This is a genomic window from Phenylobacterium sp., from assembly GCF_030680185.1.
Lineage (GTDB): Bacteria > Pseudomonadota > Alphaproteobacteria > Caulobacterales > Caulobacteraceae > Phenylobacterium.
This window is the reverse complement of record NZ_JAUXVZ010000054.1, coordinates 138,586-159,441: the sequence shown is the minus strand read 5'-3', so window position 1 is coordinate 159,441 and position 20,856 is coordinate 138,586. Positions and strand designations below refer to the sequence as shown.

General features: G+C 68.4%; 24 protein-coding genes and 1 tRNA gene. 9 read left to right on the top strand and 16 right to left on the bottom strand.

The window, feature by feature from the left end; all coding sequences use genetic code 11:
• Positions 1 to 54 precede the first annotated feature (54 nt).
• Together Q8L83_RS14105 and Q8L83_RS14100 are read right to left on the bottom strand one after the other, a co-directional pair.
• Positions 55 to 576, bottom strand: a complete 522-nt coding sequence (locus Q8L83_RS14105; protein WP_305287970.1) for a hypothetical protein — start codon at positions 574 to 576, stop codon at positions 55 to 57.
• Between the two features lie 78 nt (positions 577 to 654).
• On the bottom strand, positions 655 to 1,425 hold the full coding sequence (locus Q8L83_RS14100; RefSeq protein ID WP_305287968.1) for an LOG family protein: 771 nt from the start codon (positions 1,423 to 1,425) through the stop codon (positions 655 to 657).
• A gap of 194 nt (positions 1,426 to 1,619) precedes the next feature.
• Here Q8L83_RS14100 and Q8L83_RS14095 point away from each other — a divergent pair, with 194 nt between their 5' ends.
• From Q8L83_RS14095 to Q8L83_RS14075, 5 genes are all read left to right on the top strand, one after another.
• Positions 1,620 to 1,898: an HU family DNA-binding protein gene (locus Q8L83_RS14095; RefSeq protein ID WP_304752677.1), complete on the top strand. Its 279-nt coding sequence runs from the start codon at positions 1,620 to 1,622 to the stop codon at positions 1,896 to 1,898.
• Between the two features lie 303 nt (positions 1,899 to 2,201).
• Positions 2,202 to 2,768: a hypothetical protein gene (locus Q8L83_RS14090; RefSeq protein ID WP_305287966.1), complete on the top strand. Its 567-nt coding sequence runs from the start codon at positions 2,202 to 2,204 to the stop codon at positions 2,766 to 2,768.
• Between the two features lie 171 nt (positions 2,769 to 2,939).
• Positions 2,940 to 4,088 (top strand): M48 family metallopeptidase, encoded by a 1,149-nt coding sequence (locus Q8L83_RS14085; RefSeq protein WP_305287964.1) that lies wholly within the window; start codon positions 2,940 to 2,942, stop codon positions 4,086 to 4,088.
• Positions 4,085 to 4,675, top strand: a complete 591-nt coding sequence (locus Q8L83_RS14080) for a hypothetical protein (RefSeq protein WP_305287962.1) — start codon at positions 4,085 to 4,087, stop codon at positions 4,673 to 4,675. The genes Q8L83_RS14085 and Q8L83_RS14080 overlap by 4 nt, the downstream gene beginning before the upstream one ends.
• Before the next feature lie 75 nt (positions 4,676 to 4,750).
• Positions 4,751 to 5,362 carry a pyridoxamine 5'-phosphate oxidase family protein gene (locus tag Q8L83_RS14075; protein WP_305287961.1) on the top strand — a complete coding sequence of 204 codons (612 nt, stop codon included), beginning with the start codon at positions 4,751 to 4,753 and terminating at the stop codon, positions 5,360 to 5,362.
• 7 nt (positions 5,363 to 5,369) lie between these two features.
• On the opposite strand, the gene Q8L83_RS14070 is transcribed toward Q8L83_RS14075, so the two are convergent.
• The 6 genes from Q8L83_RS14070 to Q8L83_RS14045 form a co-directional block, all read right to left on the bottom strand.
• Positions 5,370 to 5,729 (bottom strand): SRPBCC family protein, encoded by a 360-nt coding sequence (locus Q8L83_RS14070; protein ID WP_305287959.1) that lies wholly within the window; start codon positions 5,727 to 5,729, stop codon positions 5,370 to 5,372.
• Positions 5,699 to 5,863, bottom strand: coding sequence for a hypothetical protein (locus Q8L83_RS14065; RefSeq protein ID WP_305287957.1), 165 nt, complete (start codon positions 5,861 to 5,863; stop codon positions 5,699 to 5,701). Before Q8L83_RS14065 ends, Q8L83_RS14070 begins: the two co-directional genes overlap by 31 nt.
• A 24-nt stretch (positions 5,864 to 5,887) precedes the next feature.
• Positions 5,888 to 6,460 (bottom strand): TetR/AcrR family transcriptional regulator, encoded by a 573-nt coding sequence (locus tag Q8L83_RS14060; RefSeq protein ID WP_305287956.1) that lies wholly within the window; start codon positions 6,458 to 6,460, stop codon positions 5,888 to 5,890.
• A 167-nt stretch (positions 6,461 to 6,627) separates the two neighbouring features.
• A complete protein-coding gene (locus Q8L83_RS14055; protein WP_305287954.1) occupies positions 6,628 to 6,939 on the bottom strand; it encodes a DUF1330 domain-containing protein in 312 nt (103 codons plus the stop codon).
• A 64-nt stretch (positions 6,940 to 7,003) separates the two neighbouring features.
• Complete coding sequence (locus Q8L83_RS14050) at positions 7,004 to 7,705, bottom strand: Crp/Fnr family transcriptional regulator (protein WP_305287952.1); 702 nt, start codon at positions 7,703 to 7,705, stop codon at positions 7,004 to 7,006.
• An 18-nt stretch (positions 7,706 to 7,723) separates the two neighbouring features.
• Entirely contained in the window at positions 7,724 to 8,482 is a 759-nt protein-coding gene (locus Q8L83_RS14045; RefSeq protein ID WP_305287950.1) for a class II aldolase/adducin family protein, read from the bottom strand.
• Between the two features lie 212 nt (positions 8,483 to 8,694).
• Between Q8L83_RS14045 and Q8L83_RS14040 the strand changes: the two genes are divergently transcribed.
• The 3 genes from Q8L83_RS14040 to Q8L83_RS14030 are packed head-to-tail and all read left to right on the top strand — an operon-like array spanning position 8,695 to position 14,349.
• Positions 8,695 to 9,498: an ImuA family protein gene (locus Q8L83_RS14040; RefSeq protein WP_305287948.1), complete on the top strand. Its 804-nt coding sequence runs from the start codon at positions 8,695 to 8,697 to the stop codon at positions 9,496 to 9,498.
• A gap of 22 nt (positions 9,499 to 9,520) precedes the next feature.
• Positions 9,521 to 10,975 carry a DNA polymerase Y family protein gene (locus Q8L83_RS14035; protein WP_305288103.1) on the top strand — a complete coding sequence of 485 codons (1,455 nt, stop codon included), beginning with the start codon at positions 9,521 to 9,523 and terminating at the stop codon, positions 10,973 to 10,975.
• On the top strand, positions 10,972 to 14,349 hold the full coding sequence (locus Q8L83_RS14030) for an error-prone DNA polymerase (RefSeq protein ID WP_305287946.1): 3,378 nt from the start codon (positions 10,972 to 10,974) through the stop codon (positions 14,347 to 14,349). The genes Q8L83_RS14035 and Q8L83_RS14030 overlap by 4 nt, the downstream gene beginning before the upstream one ends.
• Before the next feature lie 74 nt (positions 14,350 to 14,423).
• Here Q8L83_RS14030 and Q8L83_RS14025 read toward each other — a convergent pair whose 3' ends face one another.
• From Q8L83_RS14025 to Q8L83_RS13995, 7 genes are all read right to left on the bottom strand, one after another.
• Positions 14,424 to 14,816, bottom strand: coding sequence for a hypothetical protein (locus tag Q8L83_RS14025; RefSeq protein WP_305287944.1), 393 nt, complete (start codon positions 14,814 to 14,816; stop codon positions 14,424 to 14,426).
• A gap of 78 nt (positions 14,817 to 14,894) precedes the next feature.
• On the bottom strand, positions 14,895 to 15,518 hold the full coding sequence (locus tag Q8L83_RS14020) for a formyltransferase family protein (protein ID WP_305287942.1): 624 nt from the start codon (positions 15,516 to 15,518) through the stop codon (positions 14,895 to 14,897).
• Positions 15,515 to 16,342, bottom strand: coding sequence for an MBL fold metallo-hydrolase (locus Q8L83_RS14015; protein WP_305287940.1), 828 nt, complete (start codon positions 16,340 to 16,342; stop codon positions 15,515 to 15,517). The genes Q8L83_RS14020 and Q8L83_RS14015 overlap by 4 nt, the downstream gene beginning before the upstream one ends.
• Positions 16,339 to 17,115: a TatD family hydrolase gene (locus tag Q8L83_RS14010; protein ID WP_305287937.1), complete on the bottom strand. Its 777-nt coding sequence runs from the start codon at positions 17,113 to 17,115 to the stop codon at positions 16,339 to 16,341. The genes Q8L83_RS14015 and Q8L83_RS14010 overlap by 4 nt, the downstream gene beginning before the upstream one ends.
• A 17-nt stretch (positions 17,116 to 17,132) precedes the next feature.
• A complete protein-coding gene (locus Q8L83_RS14005; RefSeq protein ID WP_305287935.1) occupies positions 17,133 to 18,134 on the bottom strand; it encodes a DNA polymerase III subunit delta' in 1,002 nt (333 codons plus the stop codon).
• Positions 18,127 to 18,768 (bottom strand): dTMP kinase, encoded by a 642-nt coding sequence (tmk, locus tag Q8L83_RS14000; protein ID WP_305287933.1) that lies wholly within the window; start codon positions 18,766 to 18,768, stop codon positions 18,127 to 18,129. Before tmk ends, Q8L83_RS14005 begins: the two co-directional genes overlap by 8 nt.
• Before the next feature lie 46 nt (positions 18,769 to 18,814).
• The gene (locus tag Q8L83_RS13995; RefSeq protein WP_305287931.1) at positions 18,815 to 19,759 is read right to left on the bottom strand and encodes a septal ring lytic transglycosylase RlpA family protein; all 945 of its coding nucleotides are present in this window, start codon (positions 19,757 to 19,759) and stop codon (positions 18,815 to 18,817) included.
• A 149-nt stretch (positions 19,760 to 19,908) separates the two neighbouring features.
• Here Q8L83_RS13995 and Q8L83_RS13990 point away from each other — a divergent pair.
• Positions 19,909 to 19,998 (top strand) — tRNA-Ser (locus Q8L83_RS13990).
• A gap of 94 nt (positions 19,999 to 20,092) precedes the next feature.
• On the opposite strand, the gene Q8L83_RS13985 is transcribed toward Q8L83_RS13990, so the two are convergent.
• Entirely contained in the window at positions 20,093 to 20,794 is a 702-nt protein-coding gene (locus tag Q8L83_RS13985; RefSeq protein ID WP_305287929.1) for a glutathione S-transferase, read from the bottom strand.
• Positions 20,795 to 20,856: the final 62 nt, after the last annotated feature.

Below are 20,856 nucleotides of genomic sequence, written 5' to 3'. Positions count from 1 at the left end.
GAACTTCGATAGGCGTCGATCAGACGGCGCCCCGCAATGCGAGGCAAGCCTGCATCAGCGTAGGGCGTATAGTTGGCCGCGGCTTAGGCGATGGGCGAAGCGATCGAACGTCCATTGGGCGTCGCCCCACACCGCCTGGCGTCGCGCATCGGTGATGTCGGTGGCGTACCAGCTGAACGAGACGGGGATGACCTTGCCATCGAAGGTGACCATCTGGCCCTCGATCGCCGCGCCGCCGATGGAAAAGCTGCGGAACGAGAGGCCCGGCCGATCACCCAGCTCCTTGCGCGTCGGCCGGTTCGGCTTGGCGTCGGTGAGCACGAGCTCGACCCGGCCGCCGGCCATGACGCCGGTGCGATCCAGTTCGCGGGCGACCTCGTCCCTTAGACCGTCGGCCAGGCGCTCGATCTCGGTCAGGCCGTAAGTATCCAGAGCCTTTTCGCGGAACTCAGGGGCGATGGATACGCTGACCCGCGGCGGTTGCACGGGGTCGATCTGATCGGCGAAAGCCAAGCGCGGCAGGACAAGGCCGGTCAAAGCGACGGCGACAAGGGCGCCAAGCGCGATCCTGAGCATGGAACAGCCTCCGATTGAGTTCCGTGAGGACGATGCGGCGAAACCGTGGCGCCACTGTGACGGAAGGGAAGGTGGCGGCTATTCGACCGAGTGCAACCCCTTTGCCTCAAGGACTCGCCAAAGATCCTCAGGCGTATCGGCGAATCCGAACAGGTCGAGATCGGCCGACGCAATCATGCCGTGCTCAGCCAAGGCCTCGAAATTTATCACCTTTCGCCAATAGGCCTCGTCGAACAGGGCGATGGGGATCGGCGGACTCTTGTGGGTCTGGCGCAGGGTCAGAAGCTCGAAAAATTCGTCCAGGGTGCCGAAGCCGCCAGGGAAGATCACCAGGCCGCTGGCCCGCATGGCCAGATGCATCTTGCGCATGGCGAAGTAGTGGAATCGGAAGGTCAGTTCCGGGGTCGAATAGGGGTTGGGCTCCTGCTCATGGGGCAGGGTGATGTTGAAGCCGATGGACGGCGCGCCGATGTCGAAGGCGCCACGGTTGGCGGCCTCCATGATTCCTGGCCCGCCGCCGGTGGCGACCACATTATGCCGGCCGCCGTCGCCGTTCAGCAGGGCGCCGCCCCGCTCCGAGGCCAGCCGTCCGAAGGCCCGGGCGGCGGCGTACCATCGTGGCTCCTCGCCGGGGCCGTCGGGGCGCACCCGGGCGCTGCCGAACACCACGATGGTCGATAGGACGCCCCATTTTCGCAGGGCGTCTTCGGCCTTGGCGTACTCCAGCAGGAAGCGCACGCCCCGCATGGTGTCGCCCAGCAGAAAGTCCTGATCCAGGGCCGCCAGGCGATAGGACGGCGAGGCCATCTGCTCGGAATTGCCGTTGGGGAAGGGGGTGTCATCTGTCATGGGGTCGGTTGTGCCTGGAGTCGGAATGATGGGTCGAGGCGCCCAAAGCGGGCGAAAAGAGGCGGATGCAACCGCTCGTTCACCTTGCTGAACAAAAAATCCCTTGAATTGTGGGTCTTGGGTCCATTTGCTCAGGTGACACCCGCTCAAGGCCTTGGCAGTGTCCAAGGCCGATTCCCAACCTGGAGCCATCCATGAACACCTCCGACATCATCGATCGCGTCGCCGCGGCCGACGACAAGCTGACCAAGGCGCAAGCCAAGCAGATTGTGGACGGCGTTTTCGCCGCCATCCGCGACGCCGCCATCAGCGGTGAGGAAGTGTCCCTGCCGGGCTTTGGCAAGTTCAAGGTGCAGAACAAGCCGGCGCGCACGGGCCGCAACCCCCAGACCGGCGAAGCCGTCCAGATCGCCGCCTCCAAGAAGGTGTCGTTCCAGCCGGCCAAGGCCCTGAAGGACGCCGTCAACGGCTAAGGCCGAGACGACCTTCGGACGGAATTCGCGGCTGTCACAGGCCGCCCGAGCGCCGTAACCATCCGGCGATCAAGGCCGGTGTCTCCGCGACACCGGCCTTTGTCTTGTCTGGCTCTTGGGTTGGGCGGCTCGACGCGAGGGGGAGGCCACAGGAACAGCCCGTCCAGGTCAGGATCGGACGACGCTACTCGGGGTTGATCACGCCCCCTAAGCTGGGCCATGGTGCGCCGGGGACTGGGCGCCTGTGCGCCTGTTGGGGGGATGGACATGATACGACGGCTCCTGGCCGTGGCTGCCGCATGCTTGGCGATGGCGGCCTGCACAACCACGAATACGAAGGTCGCCCTGGGCGCCGATCAGGCTCCGCCGCCGGGCGCCCGCGTGCTGCTGATGCAACCTGACGTTCAGCTGGGGCTGCTGACCGCCAGCGGGATTACGGAACCTCGGGCCGACTGGAGCCAGGCCGGGCAATCCAATCTCGCTCAAGAAATTCAAGCGCAGTTGAGCACGCGCTCTCACACGCTGAAGGTGTCCGATCCTGACAGCCTGATGGAAGGCCGACAGGGGCAGTTGCTCCGATTGCACCAAGCTGTCGGCGAGTCCGTCCTGATGTTCAACTATGGCCCCTTCAGGCTCCCCACCAAGCCTGGGTTCGATTGGACCCTGGGATCTGGGACTCAGACCATCGCCGCCGCGCAGGAGGCGGACTATGCGCTCTTTGTCCGGGGTCAGGGGAGCTACGCCAGCGGCGCCCGGGTCGCGACGGCGGTGGGCATGAGCTTGCTCGGTGTGGCGGTGCCGCTTGGCGAACAGCGCGTCTTCGCCTCTTTGGTCGACCTTCGGACCGGTAGATCATCTGGTTCAACGTAGCGGTCGCCGGTCCGCAAGCTGACATGCGCGAGGGGGAGGGGGCCGCCTCTCTCACGGCCTCGCTCCTCGAAGACATTCCGCTCTAAGGTGCCGGTCTACAGATCTGTCGCGCGCGCTCTGGTGCTGTCGCTGGCGGCGAACGCTGGGTATGCCGCGCCCCGGCCGCCCGGCATGATTCCGCCACCGGAAAGCGTCGAGGCCGGCTACTGGGATCTCATGGCCAAGGCTGAGCGCCAGGCGCAGCAGTCGGGGGAGCTCAATAAGGACCCGGCGTTGAACGCCTATGTCCGCGAGGTCACCTGCAAGGTCGCCGTCGAGTACTGCGACGAGTTGCGTCTCTACATCATGGACCGGCCGTTCATGAACGCCACCATGGCCCCGAACGGCTTTGGAGAAGTCTGGTCAGGCCTCTTGTTGAGGGTGGAGGACGAAGCTGGCCTCGCCTTTGTCCTGGGGCACGAGGTCAGTCACTATGCCGAGAGTCACTCGGTCGAAGCGGCGCTGGCTCACAAGAACCGACAGAACATCGCCTTGGCCGTGTCCATCGGCGTGGCTGCGGTGGGTGTTTACGCCGCTGCGTCGGTCGGCCCCTACGGCGATCCGGGTCCCATTCTCGATGCGACAGGGAACCTGATCGACGCCGTGTATCTGGCGTCGGTGACCGCCTTTTTCCGGTTCTCGCGCGAACATGAGACCGAGGCTGATCTGCTGGGCTTTCAGCGGGCTGCGGCGGCGGGCTACCGCCCGCAGGCAGCCGCCGAAAGCTGGCGGGTCGTCATGGCCGAAACCAGCGCTTCGGATTTTGAGCGGGTGCGCAAGCGTGACGCCCGTCTAGGGGTGTTCGATAGCCATCCTCTGCATCGCGACAGGGTTGTGGCCCTTGAGGCCGAAGCTGCAAAACTCACCGGCGAAGGGGTCCGGGGCCGTGAGCGGTATCGGGCCGCCATCCGCCCCCACCTGGCCGCATGGCTGAAAGACGATCTGCGTCGCCGGGATTTCGGCCAGACACTCCATCTTCTCGGCCGGTTGGAGACCTCCGGTGAAGACCTGGGGGTGATCAACTTCTACCGCGGTGAGGCCTATCGCCTGCGCAGGCAGTTGGATGACCTTGAGCGCGCCGAGGCGGCCTATTTCACGGCGTCGGTTCACTCTGATGCGCCCGTGGCTGTCTGGCGGGAACTGGGTGATCTGCGGCGTCGCCGCAACGCCGTGACCGAGGCGCTCACCGCCTATGAAACCTACCTCGCTCAAGCCCCCACGGCCGAGGACGCCTGGATCGTCCAGGACGCGGTCGCCAGCCTCAAAAAGGGACTCTCATGATCCGGCTCGTTCGTGTTGGCGCTGGCGTGTTCGGCGCCGCAGCCCTTCTTGCCGGCTGCGCCGGCATCACCAGCCTGCCGCCAGGTCCGGCTCGCATTGGCGGCGCTGAAATCACCCTGGGGCGTCAATGGTCGGACGTCAGCATCCTGATGCCTGGCCGATCGAACAAGGTGCGGTTGCTTTCCATCGATGGGCCGCTTCTGAACCGGCTCTATGTGACGGACGGCCTCGCGCCTGGCGACTATCTGGTCAAGCCGGCGCACAAGGAGCAGCCGACGCCGACGATCCGCGCCGATATGACGGTGAGCGAGCGGATCGAGTTCGTCACCGACAGCATTGCGGCCATGGACTATCTGCGTGTTGAGGCCATACGCCCAAGGCCGGCCACTCTGGAGGGGCAGCCGGCGGTTCGCTTCGATATCTCAGCCACGTCCCGCGACGGGTTGGATGTAAAGGGCGCCGCGCTGGCGTCTGAGGTCAAGGGCAAGACCTACGTTGTGATCTATCTCGCACCGGCCGAACACTATTACGAAGCGACGCTCACAGAGGCCGAAGCGATCATGGCTTCGGTCAAGGCGCGGGGTTGACGGGGCGGGCCTTGTTTCGCCTTCAACAGGCCCCATCCTGACGCTCGATCTCATGGGTGACAGAAGGAGGGGCTCATGTCGTTCATCGAAACCATCGCCGATCTGGAAGCCCTCTACGGCTCTCCCAACGCCGCCTCGACGGTGAAGGTCGCCGACCACGTGACGGCGCTCTACCGGCCGTTCGTGGAGGCCTCGCCCTTCGTGGCCCTGGCGACCAGCGGACCGGAAGGCCTGGACTGCTCGCCGCGGGGGGATCAGCCGGGCTTCGTGCGGATCGAGGCGCCGAACCGGCTGGTGATGCCGGATCGTCGCGGCAACAACCGCTGCGACAGTCTGCGCAATATCGTGGTCGACCCGCGCGCCGCCTTCCTGTTCCTCATACCGGGCTCTGGAACCTGCCTGAGGGTCAACGGGCGGGCGCGCCTGTCGATTGACGCCGATCTCCTGGCCAGTTTCGCGGTTGAGGGAAAACCGCCGCGCTGCGCCATCGTGCTGGAAACCCAGGCGGTCTATTTCCAGTGCGCCCGGGCCATCGTGCGATCCCACCTATGGGACGCCGCGCACCACGTGGACCCCGCCAGCCTGCCGACGCCTGGCCAGATCCTGGCGGCGATGTCCGACCACCAGGAGGGCGGCGAGACCTATGACCGCCAATGGCCCGCACGCGCCCAGGCCAGCCTCTGGTGAGGGCGTCTCAGCCCGCCGGGGTCAGGAACGGCAACGGCTCCATGTCCAGGGCCTTGCGGAAGGTGTTGTGATAGTGGTGCAGCGGCGGTTCGTTGCGGCCAAACAGGACCTCGGGCAGCAGGCCTGAGGCCAGGGCGCGCTGGGTGGTTTCGGCCGTGGCGTAGTCCTCGGCGGCGACCACCCGGGTGAAGCCTTCCGAGAAGGCGATGGCGAATTCCGGGTTTTCGGCCAGCACCTCCGGCGCGAAATAATAGCTGATCTTCGAGACCGACCGGCCGGGGTCGTCGGGATGCGGATAGACCCGCACGACGGCGATGCGGTGGGCGCCGACATTGATCACCACGTTTCGCGGAAGAAGCGGGCCCATTCCTGTTTCGCCAGGTCAGGACAGGTATAGGTCTCGGCCGGCGCGGCGCGGACGCCGCCAGCGTCGGCGTTCACGCCCTCATCGAGCTGTTGCAGGAGTTCGCGGAGGACTTCGACCTGGACGGCGTGTTTCATCGGGACTCACCTGGATCGCAAGGGTCAGAGGGCCGCATCGACAATGCGGAAGGCGGTGTGGATCTGGTTGCGTTGCATCTCTGGGGGCAGGGCGCGCCGGCTGGAGACGCGCAGGCCCTCCAGCAGCAGCATGAGCACCGCCGAGAGGTCGGCGGCCTTCTGCGCTGGGCAACCGGTTGTCAGGAGGCTGGCTTCGAAGGCGGCCTGCACACGGGCCAGATGGGCGCTGGCCCTTTGGCTCAGGGCGTCATCGACGCTGGCCATCTCCAGGCTGGTGTTCACCAGGAGGCAGCCCCAGTGGGACTCGCCGTCGCCCATGCGCCCCAGGCCCATCTCGAAGAACCGCTTCAGGCCGTCCAACGGCGAATGGGTTTCGAGGGTCGTGTTCAGAAAGTTCAGGGTCCGCTCGGCGAACAGGTCCAGGCATTCCAGGAACAGGGCGCGCTTGTCGCCGAAGGCGGCATAAAAGCTGCTGCGGCTGATCTCCATGGCCGCCACGAGGTCGGCGAGCGAGGCGGCCTGATAGCCCCGGCGCCAGAAGAGCAGCAGGGCGCGATCGCGGGCGAGGGTTCGGTCGAATTCAACGGGACGGGCCATGGCCCATAGTTCTGAACCGATCGTTCCGGAATCGCAATGCCTGTTGTTGACCCCTTGGCGCCGACGCATGTTTCGGGGGCAGGGCGCAACGCCGACGCGCCCGTCCCGATCGCGACGGCCCGCCCGGGTTGGGAAGTAGCCTGCGCCGCAGCGCGTTCGCGCGAGGGCTAGGTCCCTGGCTCGGAAGGGGCGGCGACCCCCTCGACCAGGTAGATCTTCCCGCGGCTGCCCTGGAGACGGTGGGGCCGCGCCGCCTGATATTCGGGGCTCGCATACCAGGCCCGGGCCGCCGCCATGTCCGGGAAGGCCAGGATGGCTACCCCATCCACAGGATCGCCTTCCAGCACGTCGTGAGGGCCATAGAAGGCGAGCGGCTCGAGCGGATGGGCCTTTCGCGCCGCGGGCGTCAATTCCCGGTAGCGCTCAAGGGCCGTCGGGTCGGTCACCGCGTCGCGGACGAAGATCACATAGGCGGTCATGGCGAGGCCTTGCGGATGTCGACGACCGGTTGGCCGGCGGTCTGAGGTTTGACGAAGGAATGGGTTAAGGAATGTTCCCGAGGCCGACCGTGTCGATCAGCTCGATGCGACCATAGTGTCGGCGGATCAGGCCTTGGGTCTCCAGCGCCCGAAGCCTGCGGTTCAAGGTCTGACGCGACAGGCCGGCGGGGCCGGACAGGTCGTCCTGACTGATCCTCAGGGTAGGGGGCGTTGGCCCGGCGGGATTTGGGCCAGCCATGGCGAGAAGCGTCTGGGCCAGCCGGCCGTTGACGGTCCGCCGGAGGGAGGCCCCGATATAGTCCAGCGCCATGCGTTGGTGGCGGCAGGCCAGCCGCGCGATGTCGCGATAGAGCCCGGGGTCGGTCTCGCCGAGATGGTTGATGCGCCGCTGGGGGATGTGGAACAGATGGGTCGCGCCCACGGCCACGGCGTCGTGAGGGCGCGGCGCTTCGTCCAAGGTGGACAGCTCCCCGAACCAGCCGGACGGCGGCACGATGAGATTGACCAGCTGTCGCCCGGCTGACGGATAGCTCACCAGCCGGATATGCCCGTCTAGAACCTGATAGAGGCCGTCCGGCGGGTCGCCCACCCGATAGGCCGCGGCCCCGTTGAGAATCTTCAGTCGTCGACCGGCGCCGAGCAGGGCGATGCGGCGCGCCGGCGCCAGGCCATCGAGCCATACTTCGCCGACGGGGTCAGGGCTCGGCTCCATGCCGGCCATGTCCACCGGATTAGACGACGCCATGGCTCCTCCAGAACGAGACTAGGTCTTATAGGCCGGATCGATGCGATCCAGCTTACGCAACAGGGCGGGCCAGGCCAGCATCTGAGAGATCATGGCCACGCCCGGCCCCGAGGACTGCTGCTCCACCTTTTCGGCCACGCCCTGGGGCGGCGTGTGCAGGCCGTTGCGGCCGGCGGCGAGCATGTGCACCTGAGCCTCGCAGGCGCGCTCCAGGAAGTACATTCGTACAAAGGCCGCCGCCACGCTGTCGCCGCAGGTCAGGGTTCCGTGGTTGCGCAGCAGCATGGCGTTCTTTGAGCCCAGGTCGGCGACGAGACGCTCGCGCTCCTCCAGATCCGTCGCGATGCCCTCGTACTCGTGATAGGCGATGTCGTGCCGTGCGATCATGGCGGTCTGGGTGTGGGGCAGGAGGCCTTCGCTCATCGCCGAGACGGCCTGTCCGTGCGGGGTGTGCAGATGCAGGACCGCCTGGGCGTCCTCGCGCCCCATGTGGATCGCCGAATGGATGGTGAAGCCTGCGGCGTTGACGATATGGGCTGTGTCGTCGACCGGCTGGCCGTCCATGTCGATCTTGACCAGGCTGGAGGCGGTCACTTCCTCGAACATCAGCTGATAGGGATTGATCAGGAAGTGGTGCTCGGGCCCGGGCACGCGCGCCGACAGGTGGGTGAAGATCAAGTCGTCCCAGCCGTAGAGCGCCACCAGACGAAAGGCCGCGGCCAGATCCACGCGACGGCTCCATTCCTCGGGCGAGACCTTGTCCTGCAGGTTTTCCACGGCGTCCTCCTTGGGCTTTGGGCAGCATAGGGGGCTGGGCCGAAACCAACTGTCGCGAGGTTTACAATTGGATGCGGCGGCTTAAGCCGGCGAGCCCATGTCGATCTCCCACCCCTCAAATGTTTATCGCCTAAGATAGATTATCGGAAATTATAGATAGCCGCTCCAGGCCATCCTTGACTCTGGCGGGTCCGACGCCGAAAATAGAACAAATGAGGAACAAGGCTCCAGAGCGCGATGAGATCGCCGCCCTGCGCGCGCAACTGGCGACCCTAGAAGGTCCCGGTGGCGGTCGGGTGCGGACGACCTCTGACTCTCTGGTCGAGTTCTCGCCGTTCAGCGCGGATTTTCAAGGGCTTCATGACCTTTATGCAGACAGCGTCGCAGACGCCGTGGCCGTTAACGCCTTCAGCCTGGGCCTGGCTCTGCGGACTGCGGCTGGTCGTCCCATCGTCTGGGGGCTGCATGACCAGATGACCCATGAGGCCGGCTGGCCCCATGGGCCGGGCCTGCAGGAAATGGGGATCGATCCGGCGGGGCTGCTGCTGGTGCGGGTCCGTGATGTGAAGACCTTGCTGGCGGTGGGTGAAGACGCTCTGCGCAGTCCCGCGGTGGGCGCTGTGCTGCTGAGCGCCTGGGGCGAGGCCAAGGCGCTCAGCCTGACCGCCAGCCGTCGCCTGGCCCTGGCGGCGGAGAGCGGTGGCGGGGCGCTGTTCCTGGCCCGGGCGGGCGCCGTCCCAGCGCCCAGCGCGGCCGAAACCCGCTGGTCGATCCGGGCGGTGGCCTCGCAGCCCCTGGAGGCCGGCGCCCCCGGATATCCGACCTTTCTGGCCACGCTGCTGCGGCGGCGCAGCGGCGGCGGCGAAACCAAGACCTGGTCCATGGAGTGGGATCGTGACCATCGATCGTTCCGCCCGCCGGCGCCGCTATCTGGCGATCTGGTTCCCCTGGTTGCCCAGCGAGCGCCGCCTGCGCCAGGCCGCCGCAGATCAGAAGGGCCAAGACGGGTCGCCTGAGGCTGTTCCATCCTCTGAGCCGATGCCCGTGGTTCTGATCGAGAAGATCAAGGGCGCCCTGCGCCTGGCGGCGGTGGACCCGGCTGCGGCCAAGGCGGGTCTGTCGCCGGGCCTGACCCTGGCCGACGCCCGAGCGCGGGTTCCGGCCTTGCGCACCCTGCCCCATCGCCCTGAGGCCGACGCCGCCCTGCTGGCGCGGGTGCTGGAGGATTTCGACCGCTTCACCCCGATGATCGCGCTGGATGCGCCCCACGGCCTGATGCTGGACATCACCGGCTGCGCTCATCTGTTCGGCGGCGAGGCGGGCCTGGTCGAGGCGGTGGAGGACCGCGCCCGGCGCATCGGCCTGCAGATCCGCGCCGCTCTGGCCGATACGCCCCAGGCGGCCCGGGCCCTGGCGCGCTTTGGTCCGGCGCGGATCTTCATCGCGCCGACGGCCCGCGACAGCCTGCGCCGCCTGCCGGTGGCTGCCCTGGAAATGTCGGAGGCCGAAGAAAGCGCGCTGCGCCGGGCGGGTCTGAAGCGGCTGGGCGACCTGGATGACCGCCCCAAGGCGCCCCTGGCCGCTCGCTTCGGCGCAGGCTTTCCCGCTCGTCTGGCGCGGATCCTCGGGGACGAGGACATCCGCATCACCCCCCATCGCGCGCCGCCGCCCATCGTCGTGGACCGGGTCTTCTTCGAACCGATCTCCAATCCCGACTTTGTCGAACAGGTGCTGACCGATCTGTTGATTGAGGCGGCCGACCGACTGGATCAGCTGGGCCATGGGGGGCGGGCTTTCGGCGCCGACTTCTACCGGGTCGATGGCCAGGTGCGCCGGGTCGTCGTGCAGACTGGCCGCCCGACGCGAGACCCGCCGAGCCTTGTGCGGCTGTATCGCGAACGGCTGGGCGCCCTGTCCAATCCTCTCGATCCCGGGTTCGGCTTCGACCAGATGCGCCTGTCGGTTCTGGTCACCGAACCTTTGGCGCCTAGCCAGCGGGGCCTGGACGGCGACCGGCCCGGCGACGAGGATTTCAGCCGCCTGATCGACCGGCTGACCGCAAGGCTGGGACCAGAGGCTGTGCTGCGCTTCCAGGCCCTTGGCTCGTACATTCCCGAACGGGCCGGGCGGCTGGTTCCCGCGAGCCTGGGGGCCAGCTTGGGCGCCGGCCAGGCGGCCTGGCCCGACCGGGCGCCCGAGGCCCCTCCCCTGCGACCTTTGCAGATGTTTCATCCGCCCCAGCCGGTGGAGACCCTGGCCGAGGTGCCCGACGGCTCGCCCCTGCGGTTCCGCTGGCGGCGGGTTCTGCACCAGGTGGTGCGCGCCGAAGGGCCGGAGCGGATCGCCGGCGAATGGTGGCGGGCGCCCGACCAGAAGACCCGGGACTATTACCGGGTGGAGGACAGCGAAGGCCGCCGCTTCTGGCTGTTCCGCCAGGGCCTGTATGGCGAGGCGCCGGAGCCGCGCTGGTTTATCCACGGCCTCTTTCCATGACGCCCGCCTCTTCTGTGGCCTATGCCGAGCTGGGGGCCACCAGCAACTTTTCCTTTCTGCAGGGCGCCTCCCACCCCAAGGACCTGGTGCTGACCGCCCTGCTGCGTGGCCAGGCAGGGCTGGGGCTGGCCGACCGCAATACGGTGGCCGGCGTGGTGCGGGCCTGGAGCGCGCTGAACGACCTGCGCCGCGATGGCCTGGCGCCGCCGGAAAAGCTGCGGGATGGCGGATCACCGGGCGAGGTGGCCTATCGCGAAGACCCCTTGAACGATCCCAGCCTGTCAGACGAGATCAAGCGCCGGGCCGCCGACTTTCGCCTGATCCTGGGGGCGCGGCTGGTCTTCAACGACGGGACGCCCGACATCCTGGCCTATCCCGAAAGCCGCGAGGGCTGGGGGCGGCTGACGCGGCTGCTCAGCCTGGGGAACCGCCGGGCCCGCAAGGGCGCGTGCGAGATCGGCCTTTCCGACCTGCTGAACCATCTGGATGGCCTGCTGCTGATCGTCATGCCGCCGGAGCGGCTGGCGGATCTGGAGACGGTCCTGCCGCGCCTGGCCCAGGCCGCCCCGGGCGCCCTCTGGCTCTCGGCGGCCATGCTGAGGCGGGGTGATGATCGTCGGCGCCTGGCGAGGCTGCAGGACCTGGCCGTCCGGAGCGAGGTCCCGCTGCTGGCGGTCAATGACGTCCTCTATCACTCCGCCAGCGAGCGCGATCTGCAGGATGTGCTGACCTGCATCCGGCATGGGGTGACCATCGAGGCCGCCGGGCGGCTGCTGGCCGCCAACGCCGAGCGCTGGCTGAAGCCCCCTGAGGAAATGGCTCATCTGTTCCGCGACGCGCCGGGGGCCGTGGGCGAAACCCTCAGCCTTCTGGACCGCGTCGCCTTCGATCTCGCAGACCTCCGCTACGAGTATCCGGAAGAGCCCATTCCCCCCGGCTGGAGCCCGCAAGGGTGGCTGGAGGAGCTGGTCCGGCGGCGCACCGACATTCGCTATCCGAACGGCGCGCCTGAGAAGGTTCAGAAGCTGTTGGCCAAGGAGTTGGCCTTTATTGGTGAGCGAAGTCTCGCCCCTTACTTCCTGACAATCCAGGATATTGTCCGGGTGGCGGAGGACAAGGGCATCCTTTGCCAGGGGCGCGGTTCGGCGGCCAATTCGGCGGTCTGCTACGTGCTCGGCATCACCTGCGTCGATCCGGCGACCCATGACCTGCTGTTCGAGCGCTTCCTGTCCTCCAACCGCAACGAGCCACCCGATATCGACGTCGATTTCGAGCATGAGCGGCGCGAGGAGATCATCCAGCACATCTATGAGCGCTATGGCCGCCATAGGGCCGGCATCGCCGCGACCGTCATCCGCTATCGCCCCAAGAGCGCCATCCGCGAGGTGGGCAAGGCCCTGGGTCTGACCGAGGACGTCACCGCCCGGCTGGCCGCCAGCCAGTGGGGCAGCTGGGGTTCGGAGATCGGGGACCGCCATGTGCAGCAGGCGGGCCTGGACCCCGCCAACCCCATGATCGGCCGCGCCGTGGCTATGGCGACGCGGCTGCTCGGCTTTCCCCGCCATCTTTCCCAGCATGTGGGGGGCTTCATCCTGACCCGCGGGCGGCTGGACGACCTGGTCCCCATCGGCAATGCGGCCATGGCCGACCGCACCTTCATCGAATGGGACAAGGACGACATCGACGAGCTCGGCCTGATGAAGGTCGATGTGCTGGCGCTCGGCATGCTGACCTGCATCCGCAAGGCCTTCGACCTGATCCGCGGCCACTCCGGCGAAGACTGGCGGCTTCACACCATCCCGCAGGAGGATCCGGCGGTCTACGACATGCTGTGCCAGGGCGATTCCATCGGCGTCTTCCAGGTGGAGAGCCGGGCCCAGATCAACATGCTGCCGCGGCTGAAGCCCCGCTGTCTCTATGACCTGGTGATCCAGGTGGCCATCGTGCGGCCGGGTCCGATCCAGGGGGACATGGTCCATCCCTATCTGCGTCGCCGGAGCAAGTTGGAGGAAGTCGAATGGGCTTCGCCCGGGCCCGGACACAACCAGAACGAACTAAGGAACGTCCTGGAGCGCACCCTCGGCGTGCCTCTGTTCCAGGAACAGGCCATGAGCGTGGCCATGGTGGCGGCGGAATTCACCGAGGCCGAGGCCAACGGCCTGCGCAAGGCCATGGGAACCTTCCGCGGCGACGGGACCCTGCACACCTATGAGGGCCGGATGGTCAACCGGATGATCGACCGGGGCTATGACCCGGAGTTCGCCCGGCGCTGCTTCGAACAGATCAAGGGCTTCGGCTCCTATGGCTTTCCAGAGAGCCACGCCGCCTCCTTCGCCCAACTCGTCTATGTCTCCTCGTGGATCAAGCGCCACCATCCGGCGGCCTTCGCCTGCGCGCTGCTCAACAGCCAGCCCATGGGCTTCTATGCGCCGGCCCAGATCGTGCGCGACGCCCAGGAGCATGGGGTGGAGGTGCGGCCCATCGATGTGGCCTTCAGCGGCTGGGACAATCATCTGGAGGGGCCGGCGGACGCGCCGGCTCTGCGGCTTGGCCTGCGCCAGATCGACGGCTTCCGCGAGGATTGGGCGACCGCCCTGACGGCGGCCCGCGACGGTCCCCTCCCCGATGTCGAGGTCCTGGCCAGGCGGGCCAACCTGCCGGGCGCCGCCATGCGCAAGCTGGCCGACGCCGACGCCTTCCGTTCGGCAGGCCTGGACCGGCGCCAGGCCCTGTGGGCGGTGCGGCGTCTACCCGACGATGATCCCCTGCCCCTGTTCGCCGCGGCGCGCGCCCGCGAGAACGGCGCGCGCGAACTGGGCGCCGAGCCGGACGCCAACCTTCCGCTCATGCCCTTGGGCGAGCATGTGGCCGCCGACTACCAGACCACGCGGCTGTCTTTGAAGGCCCATCCCATGGCCCTGCTCCGGCCGATCTTCGCCGCAGAAGGGGTGCTGAGCTGTGCGGAGACGACGGCGCGGCGGGGCGGCGCGGCGGCGCGGGTGGCTGGCGTGGTGTTGGTGCGTCAGAGACCAGGCTCAGGCAACGCCATCTTCGTCACCCTCGAAGACGAGAGCGGCATCGTCAATGTGGTGCTCTGGGCGCGGATGTTCGAACAGTTCCGCCGCGAGGTCATGGCCGCCCGCCTGATGGAGGTCGAGGGCCAGGTGGAGAAGAGCCCCGAGGGCGTGGTCCACCTCGTCGCCCGACGGATCATCGACCGGACAGCCGAGCTGTCAAAGCTCTCTGAAGAGCACGAGACCGATATCCAGTTGGCCCGGGCCGACGTGGTGGCCAACCCCCAGCCGCCCCGCCATCCCTCTCACCGTCATCCGCGGGATGTAAGAATCCTGCCGGGCTCCAGGGACTTCCACTGAGGCCGGCGGCTCTAAAGTTTAAGCCTTGGGCGCGTTTCGTCCCGATAACCGGGGTCCACTTATCGGAACGCGCTCTAGAAAAGGTCGAGGTCGCCCTCGTCCTGATCCTGGGGGACCGCGGGGACCGCCCCTGCGGCCATCTGGATGCGCCGCGCGACCTCGCCCAGCGTCAGGCCCTGCAGCGCGGCTGACAGGTCAAGCGCGCCCTCGTCCGGCGACTGCGCGCCCAGATGTTGGGTCAGGGCGCCGAGCGCCGCCAGATGCTGGCTGAGCAGATCCACCGCATGCAGTTCCTGCATCACCTTCATGCGGTCTTCCGGCGCGACGAGGTGGAGCAGGCCGCCCAGGGAGCCGTCCAGCCGCTGACAGGCCTCGCCAGCGTGACCGAGCTCTCCGGCCAGAACAGCCAGGGCCTGGGTGGGACTCACCCAGATGCGCTCTTCATTCGCGGCGGCCATTGCGGTCATGAATCTCTCCCCTGGGACGCCCCAAGGTCGCTCAGGCCGGCTTAAGGCGTGGTGAACGCCAGTTTGCGAATGCTGCGACTATCTGTCCGCCTGGCCCGCCCCGGGGAGGCCGATATCACCGGCGACGATGGCTTTCAGCGTCGTCAGGTAGAAGCCCGGTTCCAGGGCCGTCACGCGCTGGCCCAGGGTCTCGGGCGTATCGCCGGGCTCGACGGGGACGCTCAGGCGGGCGATCGCCGGGCCGTGGTCATAGTCGCCGTCCACCACGTGGATCACCGCGCCGCTTTCGGATACGCCGGCGGCGATCACCGCCTCATGGACCCGAGCGCCGTACATCCCCTCCCCGCCAAACTGCGGGAGTGGGCCGGGATGGATGTTGAGAATGCGGCCGGGAAAGGCCGCCAGCACCTTGGGCCCAAGCCGCCGCAGATAGCCCGACAGGATGACGAGATCGGCGCGGGCTTCCGTCAGCGCATTGGCCAGTTGCGCGTCGGCGGCCTCAGGATCACCGCGGGTGGGAATGCACAGGCTCGCCAGACCCGCCGCGCGGGCGGCCTCGAGGGCCGGCGCCTGGCGATTATTGCTGACGGCGATCACCCCTTCAGCGGCCAATTCTCCCGCGGCGATGGCCGAGAGGATGGCGCGCATGCTGCTGCCGTTTCGTGATGCGAGAAAAGCAAGCCTAAGCGGTTGGGTGTTCAAGACAATGCCGGGCCTGGCTGATGTTGAAAGCGAAGGCCGTCGAAGGCCGGCTCGACGCCCTTGGGCAGCCGCGCCGCCAGGTCTTTAAAGTCCAGGTCGATGTGGAGATTGGTCAGAATGGCGCGTCTTGGCGCCAGCCGTTCGATCCAGGACAGCGCCAGATCCACATGGGCGTGGGTCGGATGGGGCCGCCATCGCAGGGCGTCGACGATCCACACATCCAGGCCCTGAAGCGCCTCGAACGAGGCCTCAGGCAGCCCCACCAGGTCGCTGGAATAGGCGACGTCGCCGAAGCGATAGCCCACCGAGCGGACCCCGCCGTGGTCCTGGTCGAAGGTCGCCACGGGGATCGCGCCGCTCGGGCCTTCGATCTCGAAATCCTGCCCCAGCGGCGGCAGCATCACCGGGTCGCAGATCGCCGGATAGCCGCCCTCGGGCTCAAAGATATAGCCGAACCGCCTGGCCATCGTCTTCCAGGTGGCGGCGTCCATATGGCAGGGAATGCGCGCCCGCTGACGGATGAAGAAGGCCCGCACATCGTCGATGCCGTGCACCTGGTCGGCATGGTCGTGGGTCAGCAGCACCGCGTCCAGGCGGGTGACGCCTGCGCCGGCCGTCTGCAGCCGCAGGTCGGGCGCAGTGTCCACCAGCACGGTGGTCATCGGCGCTTCGGCGTCGGCGCCCACCCGCCGCACCAGCATCGAGCAGCGGGTGCGGGCGTTGCGGGGATCGGTGGGATCGCAGGCGCCCCAGTCGCCGTCGGCCCGGGGCACGCCGCCGGACGAGCCGCTGCCCAGGATGGTGAACTCCAGGGTCGCGCTCACGGCCGGGGAATCTTGTCGAACAGGGCGAAGAAGGCGTCTTCGGTGCGCGCCTCGGCCTCGGCCAGGCTCCAGCCGCGGATCTCCGCCAGCTTGGCCAGGACATGGGGCAGATAGGCCGGCTCGTTGCGCCGCCCGCGCTGTGGGACGGGGGCGAGATAGGGACAGTCGGTCTCGACGATGATGCGCTCGGCCGGCATGTCGGCGATCACGTCGCGGACGTCCTGGGCGGCCTTGAAGGTGGCGATGCCCGACACCGAGAACCAGGCGCCCAGCGCCGCGGCCCGGCGGGCGAGGTCCGCGCCGCTGGTGTAGCAGTGCATCAGCATGCGGAAGGGGCCGGCGGCGTATTCTTCTTCCAGGATTGCGGCCATCACCTCGTCGGCCTCGCGGGTGTGGACCACCAGGGGCAGGCCGGTTTCCCGGGCCGCGGCCACATGGGCGCGAAACACCCGCGCCTGAATGTCCCGCGGGCTGAGGTCGTAGTGGAAGTCGAGGCCGGTCTCGCCGATGCCCACCACCTTGGGATCGGCGGCCAGGTCGATCAGGGTCTGGGCCGAGAGGTCAGGGTCTTCCTTGGCCTCATGCGGATGGGTGCCGACGGTGCACCAGATGTCGTCCGCCTCAGCCACCGCGCGCACGGCGGCGAAGCCAGAAACCTTGTCGCTGATATTGACCATCAGGGCGATGCCGGCGGCCCGGGCGCGTTCGATCACGTCGGCCCGGTCCTCATCGAACTGGGGGGCGTGCAGATTGACGTGGCTGTCGATGAGCATGGATCAGCGGCGATCGGTCAGGCGCGGGCGGCGATCCGCAGCTCGCGAAGCACCGAGAACAGGGCGTCGGCGCGATCGAGGTTCAGGCCCTCGACCTCGCGCGGGAGGACGGTCAGCCTCTCCCATGCCTGCGCCCAGGGATCAAGGCCGCCCTGGCCCGAACGCGCCCGCTCCCGCACCTGGGTGTGGATGCGCTCCCCCAGGCGGTCGAGGAACAGCGTGAAGTTGGCCGCCCCCTCCCCGCCCCGGAACCGGTCGGTGAGCGCCAGCGCCGCGGCCTCGTCCAGGTCGGGCAGACGCCCGAGGATCTCTCGGGCCGCATCGTCCAGCGCGATGGCGGGGCCGGCGCCCAGCGTCAGCGCCCGGCCCGGCGCCTCGCCCGACATCCGCGCCAGTCGCAGGGCCTCCTCCGGATTGGCGTTGGTGTGGTTGCGCACGAAGGCGGCCGTCGCCTCCAGCCCCAGCGGCCGAAACAGCAGCCGGCGGCACCGCGACCGGATCGTGGGCAGCAGCCTTCCCGGCGAATGGGAGACGATGAAGATCACGCCCCGCGGCGGCGGTTCCTCCAGCGTCTTGAGCACCGCATTGGCGGCGTTGACGTTCAGGTCGTCGGCCGGATCGATGATCGCCACCCGGTGGGCGGCTGAGGCCGGCGATTTGGAGAAGAAGTCCGAGAGCTTGCGCGCCTCATCCACCGGGATCGATTTGCGCAGCTTGCCGTCCTCGCCCATCCGCTCGATGACCAGCAGGTCGGGATGGGAGCGGGCCGAGACCTGGCGGGCGACGGGATGATCGGGATCGACCCCCAGCACGCCATGGCCCTTGGCCGGCGGCGCGCCCAGCAGCCGCCGCGCGGCGCGATAGGCGAAGGTGGCCTTGCCTACCCCTTCCGGCCCGGTCAGCAGCCAGGCGTGATGCAGGCGGCCACGTTCCCGCGCGTCCTCGAAGGCGGCCTCGGACGCTTCATGGCCGGTCAGGTCGAAGACGTCGCGGGGATGGGGCGGGGCCGCGTCAGCCAAGGGGCGAGCCCCCCAGCCGTTCCTCCAGGGCCAGCCAGATCGACAGGCTGACGGCGTCCAGCGGCTGAGTGGCGTCGATGACGACGCAGCGCGCCGGCTCGGCCGCGGCGATGTCCAGGAAGGCTTGGCGCAGCCGGCTGTGGAAGGCCTCGCCCTTGGACTCAAACCGCGTCTCCGCGCCCGCCCGGCTGGCGGCCCGGGCCAGGCCCGTTTCCGGCGGCAGGTCGAGGATCAGGGTCAGGTCAGGCCTCACGCCGTCCAGCACATGAGTCTCCAGCGCCGCGATGAAGGCCGGATCGGTCCCGCCGGCGGCGCCCTGATAGGCCCGCGTGGAATCGGCGAAGCGGTCGCAGAGCACCCAGGCCCCCCGGGCCAGGGCCGGGCCGATCACCCGCTCCACATGGTCGCGGCGGGCGGCGTACATCAGCAGGGTCTCGGTCATGGCCGACCAGCGATCGGCCTCGCCCCGCACCAGCAGGTCGCGGATGGCCTCGGCGCCGAGCGAGCCGCCGGGCTCGCGGGTCGCCACCACCTCGTGGCCGGCGCCGGACAGGCGCTCGGTCAGGCGGCGCAGCTGGGTGGACTTGCCGCCCCCCTCCCCGCCTTCGAATGTGATGAAACGGCCCTGGTTCACAGGCCCCAAATTGGCCGTTTCGCCGCGTAAGTCCAGGGCCGGCCGTTCAGTAGGGGTGAATGACCCGGGCGTCTGGGAAGCCCGCGCGCGCCGCCTGGTCGCGGATCGCCCAGGCCTGACGCTCGTCGGCGCCGGCCTCCAGAATGACACGGTAGAAGCCGCCGCCGGTGGGCTCCACCACGACCTGGCCGGCATGGGCCAGCATGCTGACCGCCCGATCGGCGTTGGCCCGGTCGCCGAAGGCGCCGGCCTGCACCCGGTAGTTGGACCAGGGCGGCGGAGGCTCAGGGGCGGAATAGACCGGCTCTGGCTCAATCGGCGGCAGGCTGACGGCCGGCGCGGGCGCGGGCGCAGGGGGCGGCGTGGCCTGCGCCAGCTGGGTATAGGGAATCGGCGCCTGGGGCGTCGGCGCCGGCTCGGCCTGGGCGGTGCGCACCCCCAGATCGCCGCCGCCCCCCAGCGGCGCGCGGCCCACATAGCGGACCCGCACCTTGGCCAGGCCCTGGGACTCAAACCCAAGTTCGCGGGCCGCAGCGCGGGACAGGTCGATGATCCGGTCGCCGACGAAGGGGCCGCGGTCATTGACCCGCACCGTCACCTTGCGGCCGTTCTCCAGATTGGTCACCTCCACCAGGCTGGGCAGCGGCAGGGTGGTGTGGGCCGCGGTCATGGCGTTCATGTCGAACCGCTCGCCATTGGCCGTGGCCTTGGAGTGGAACTGCGCTCCGTACCAGGAGGCCGTGCCCACCTTGTTGTAGCTGGGATCTTCCCGCGGCACGTACCAGACGCCGCCCACCTGATAGGGCTTGCCGACCTTGTAGGTCCCGCCGGCCCCGGGGGCCGCTTTGCCCCCCTGGGAGGCGCCGGCGTCGGGCAGGCGGTTGGAGAGCTTCGGCTTGGGCGCGGCGCACGCCGTCAGCGCCAGCGCGCCCAGGCTGACCGCCACCAGGCCCCGCACGGCGCGGACGTCCATCCCTCGGACCAGACCCATCTTCGCCTCCTTTGCACGGGCGCCTTGGCCAACGTGCTTACCGGAGTGTGAAGACTGAGCCTTGAGACGAGGTTAAGCGGGGGCTCCAGACCGGCGCGCGCAACAGCCCTTGGAGGCGCGAGCCATCGCCTGCTATAGGCCGCCCCTCCGGACGGGTGGCCGAGTGGTTTAAGGCAGCGGTCTTGAAAACCGCCGTGGGTGGAAGCTCACCGTGGGTTCGAATCCCACCCCGTCCGCCATGTTTTCGCTCACGCCGTCTCACTGCTTTCGAGGGCTCCGCGGGGGCGGCCTGTTCGGCGGGTCGCGCGGTCGCGCTCCGGGTGTGGGTTGAGCCTAGGGCCCCAGCACTTTGCGGAGCGAAGCCTCGATCTGGCCGCCGCACCAGGCTTCGCCATAGTCGGCCCTCGCCTGCGCAGCCAGGGCGGCCAGCGGCGGCAGGGCGGCGACCCGGCGCGACAGGGCTGCCGTATTCGGGGCGGCGTCGCGCAGGATCGCGTCCAGGGCCGGAAAGCGGTCGGCCATGGTGGTCCACAGGGTGGCGGTGACCACGTCGGCCACGCCCGGCGCCTCGCCGCCCAGCAGGAAGCCCGAGGTCTCCGTCAGGCCATGGCGGCGCCCGGCCTCCTCCCAGAACGACATCCATTTGCGCAGGCGCGGCTCGAACTCCGCCCAGCGGTCCTTGGTCCACATCTGGCGACCGCCATCCAGGGTCAGCTCGTCGATGACGTCATTGGCGTCGTGGACCACCTTCATGGTCAGGGCCCGGGCCGCTGGCGTCGCGGGCAGCAGGTCTAGGGTCTCGCCCAGATAGAGGATGATGGCCGGCATCTGGGCGATGGCCACATCGGCCGCCCCATCCACCAGCACCGGCGGCCCCATGAAAGGCACGGGCATGTCGGCCACCGGCCGCCCCATCAGCTCGGAAATCTCATCCGCGCCAGCCTCGGTCCAGTCCTGGCCGGAGAAGGCCAGCACGGCGCGCACGAACTGCCCGCGGAACGGCACGGGCCAGTAGTAGAGTTTGTAGTCGGACATCCTCGCGCTCCCTCTGACGGCTGCGCCCCTTCAACGCAGGGCCCGCAGGGGGCGTTCACGGG

Excerpts from the sequence above, each read along its gene's own strand:
- Q8L83_RS14105 (WP_305287970.1), bottom strand. The coding sequence starts at position 576 with ATGCTCAGGATCGCGCTTGGCGCCCTTGTCGCCGTCGCTTTGACCGGC.
- Q8L83_RS14100 (WP_305287968.1), bottom strand. The coding sequence starts at position 1,425 with ATGACAGATGACACCCCCTTCCCCAACGGCAATTCCGAGCAGATGGCC.
- Q8L83_RS14095 (WP_304752677.1), top strand. The coding sequence starts at position 1,620 with ATGAACACCTCCGACATCATCGATCGCGTCGCCGCGGCCGACGACAAG.
- Q8L83_RS14085 (WP_305287964.1), top strand. The coding sequence starts at position 2,940 with ATGATTCCGCCACCGGAAAGCGTCGAGGCCGGCTACTGGGATCTCATG.
- Q8L83_RS14080 (WP_305287962.1), top strand. The coding sequence starts at position 4,085 with ATGATCCGGCTCGTTCGTGTTGGCGCTGGCGTGTTCGGCGCCGCAGCC.
- Q8L83_RS14075 (WP_305287961.1), top strand. The coding sequence starts at position 4,751 with ATGTCGTTCATCGAAACCATCGCCGATCTGGAAGCCCTCTACGGCTCT.
- Q8L83_RS14070 (WP_305287959.1), bottom strand. The coding sequence starts at position 5,729 with ATGGGCCCGCTTCTTCCGCGAAACGTGGTGATCAATGTCGGCGCCCAC.
- Q8L83_RS14065 (WP_305287957.1), bottom strand. The coding sequence starts at position 5,863 with ATGAAACACGCCGTCCAGGTCGAAGTCCTCCGCGAACTCCTGCAACAG.
- Q8L83_RS14060 (WP_305287956.1), bottom strand. The coding sequence starts at position 6,460 with ATGGCCCGTCCCGTTGAATTCGACCGAACCCTCGCCCGCGATCGCGCC.
- Q8L83_RS14055 (WP_305287954.1), bottom strand. The coding sequence starts at position 6,939 with ATGACCGCCTATGTGATCTTCGTCCGCGACGCGGTGACCGACCCGACG.
- Q8L83_RS14050 (WP_305287952.1), bottom strand. The coding sequence starts at position 7,705 with ATGGCGTCGTCTAATCCGGTGGACATGGCCGGCATGGAGCCGAGCCCT.
- Q8L83_RS14040 (WP_305287948.1), top strand. The coding sequence starts at position 8,695 with ATGAGGAACAAGGCTCCAGAGCGCGATGAGATCGCCGCCCTGCGCGCG.
- Q8L83_RS14035 (WP_305288103.1), top strand. The coding sequence starts at position 9,521 with ATGCCCGTGGTTCTGATCGAGAAGATCAAGGGCGCCCTGCGCCTGGCG.
- Q8L83_RS14030 (WP_305287946.1), top strand. The coding sequence starts at position 10,972 with ATGACGCCCGCCTCTTCTGTGGCCTATGCCGAGCTGGGGGCCACCAGC.
- Q8L83_RS14025 (WP_305287944.1), bottom strand. The coding sequence starts at position 14,816 with ATGACCGCAATGGCCGCCGCGAATGAAGAGCGCATCTGGGTGAGTCCC.
- Q8L83_RS14010 (WP_305287937.1), bottom strand. The coding sequence starts at position 17,115 with ATGCTCATCGACAGCCACGTCAATCTGCACGCCCCCCAGTTCGATGAG.
- Q8L83_RS13995 (WP_305287931.1), bottom strand. The coding sequence starts at position 19,759 with ATGGGTCTGGTCCGAGGGATGGACGTCCGCGCCGTGCGGGGCCTGGTG.
- Q8L83_RS13985 (WP_305287929.1), bottom strand. The coding sequence starts at position 20,794 with ATGTCCGACTACAAACTCTACTACTGGCCCGTGCCGTTCCGCGGGCAG.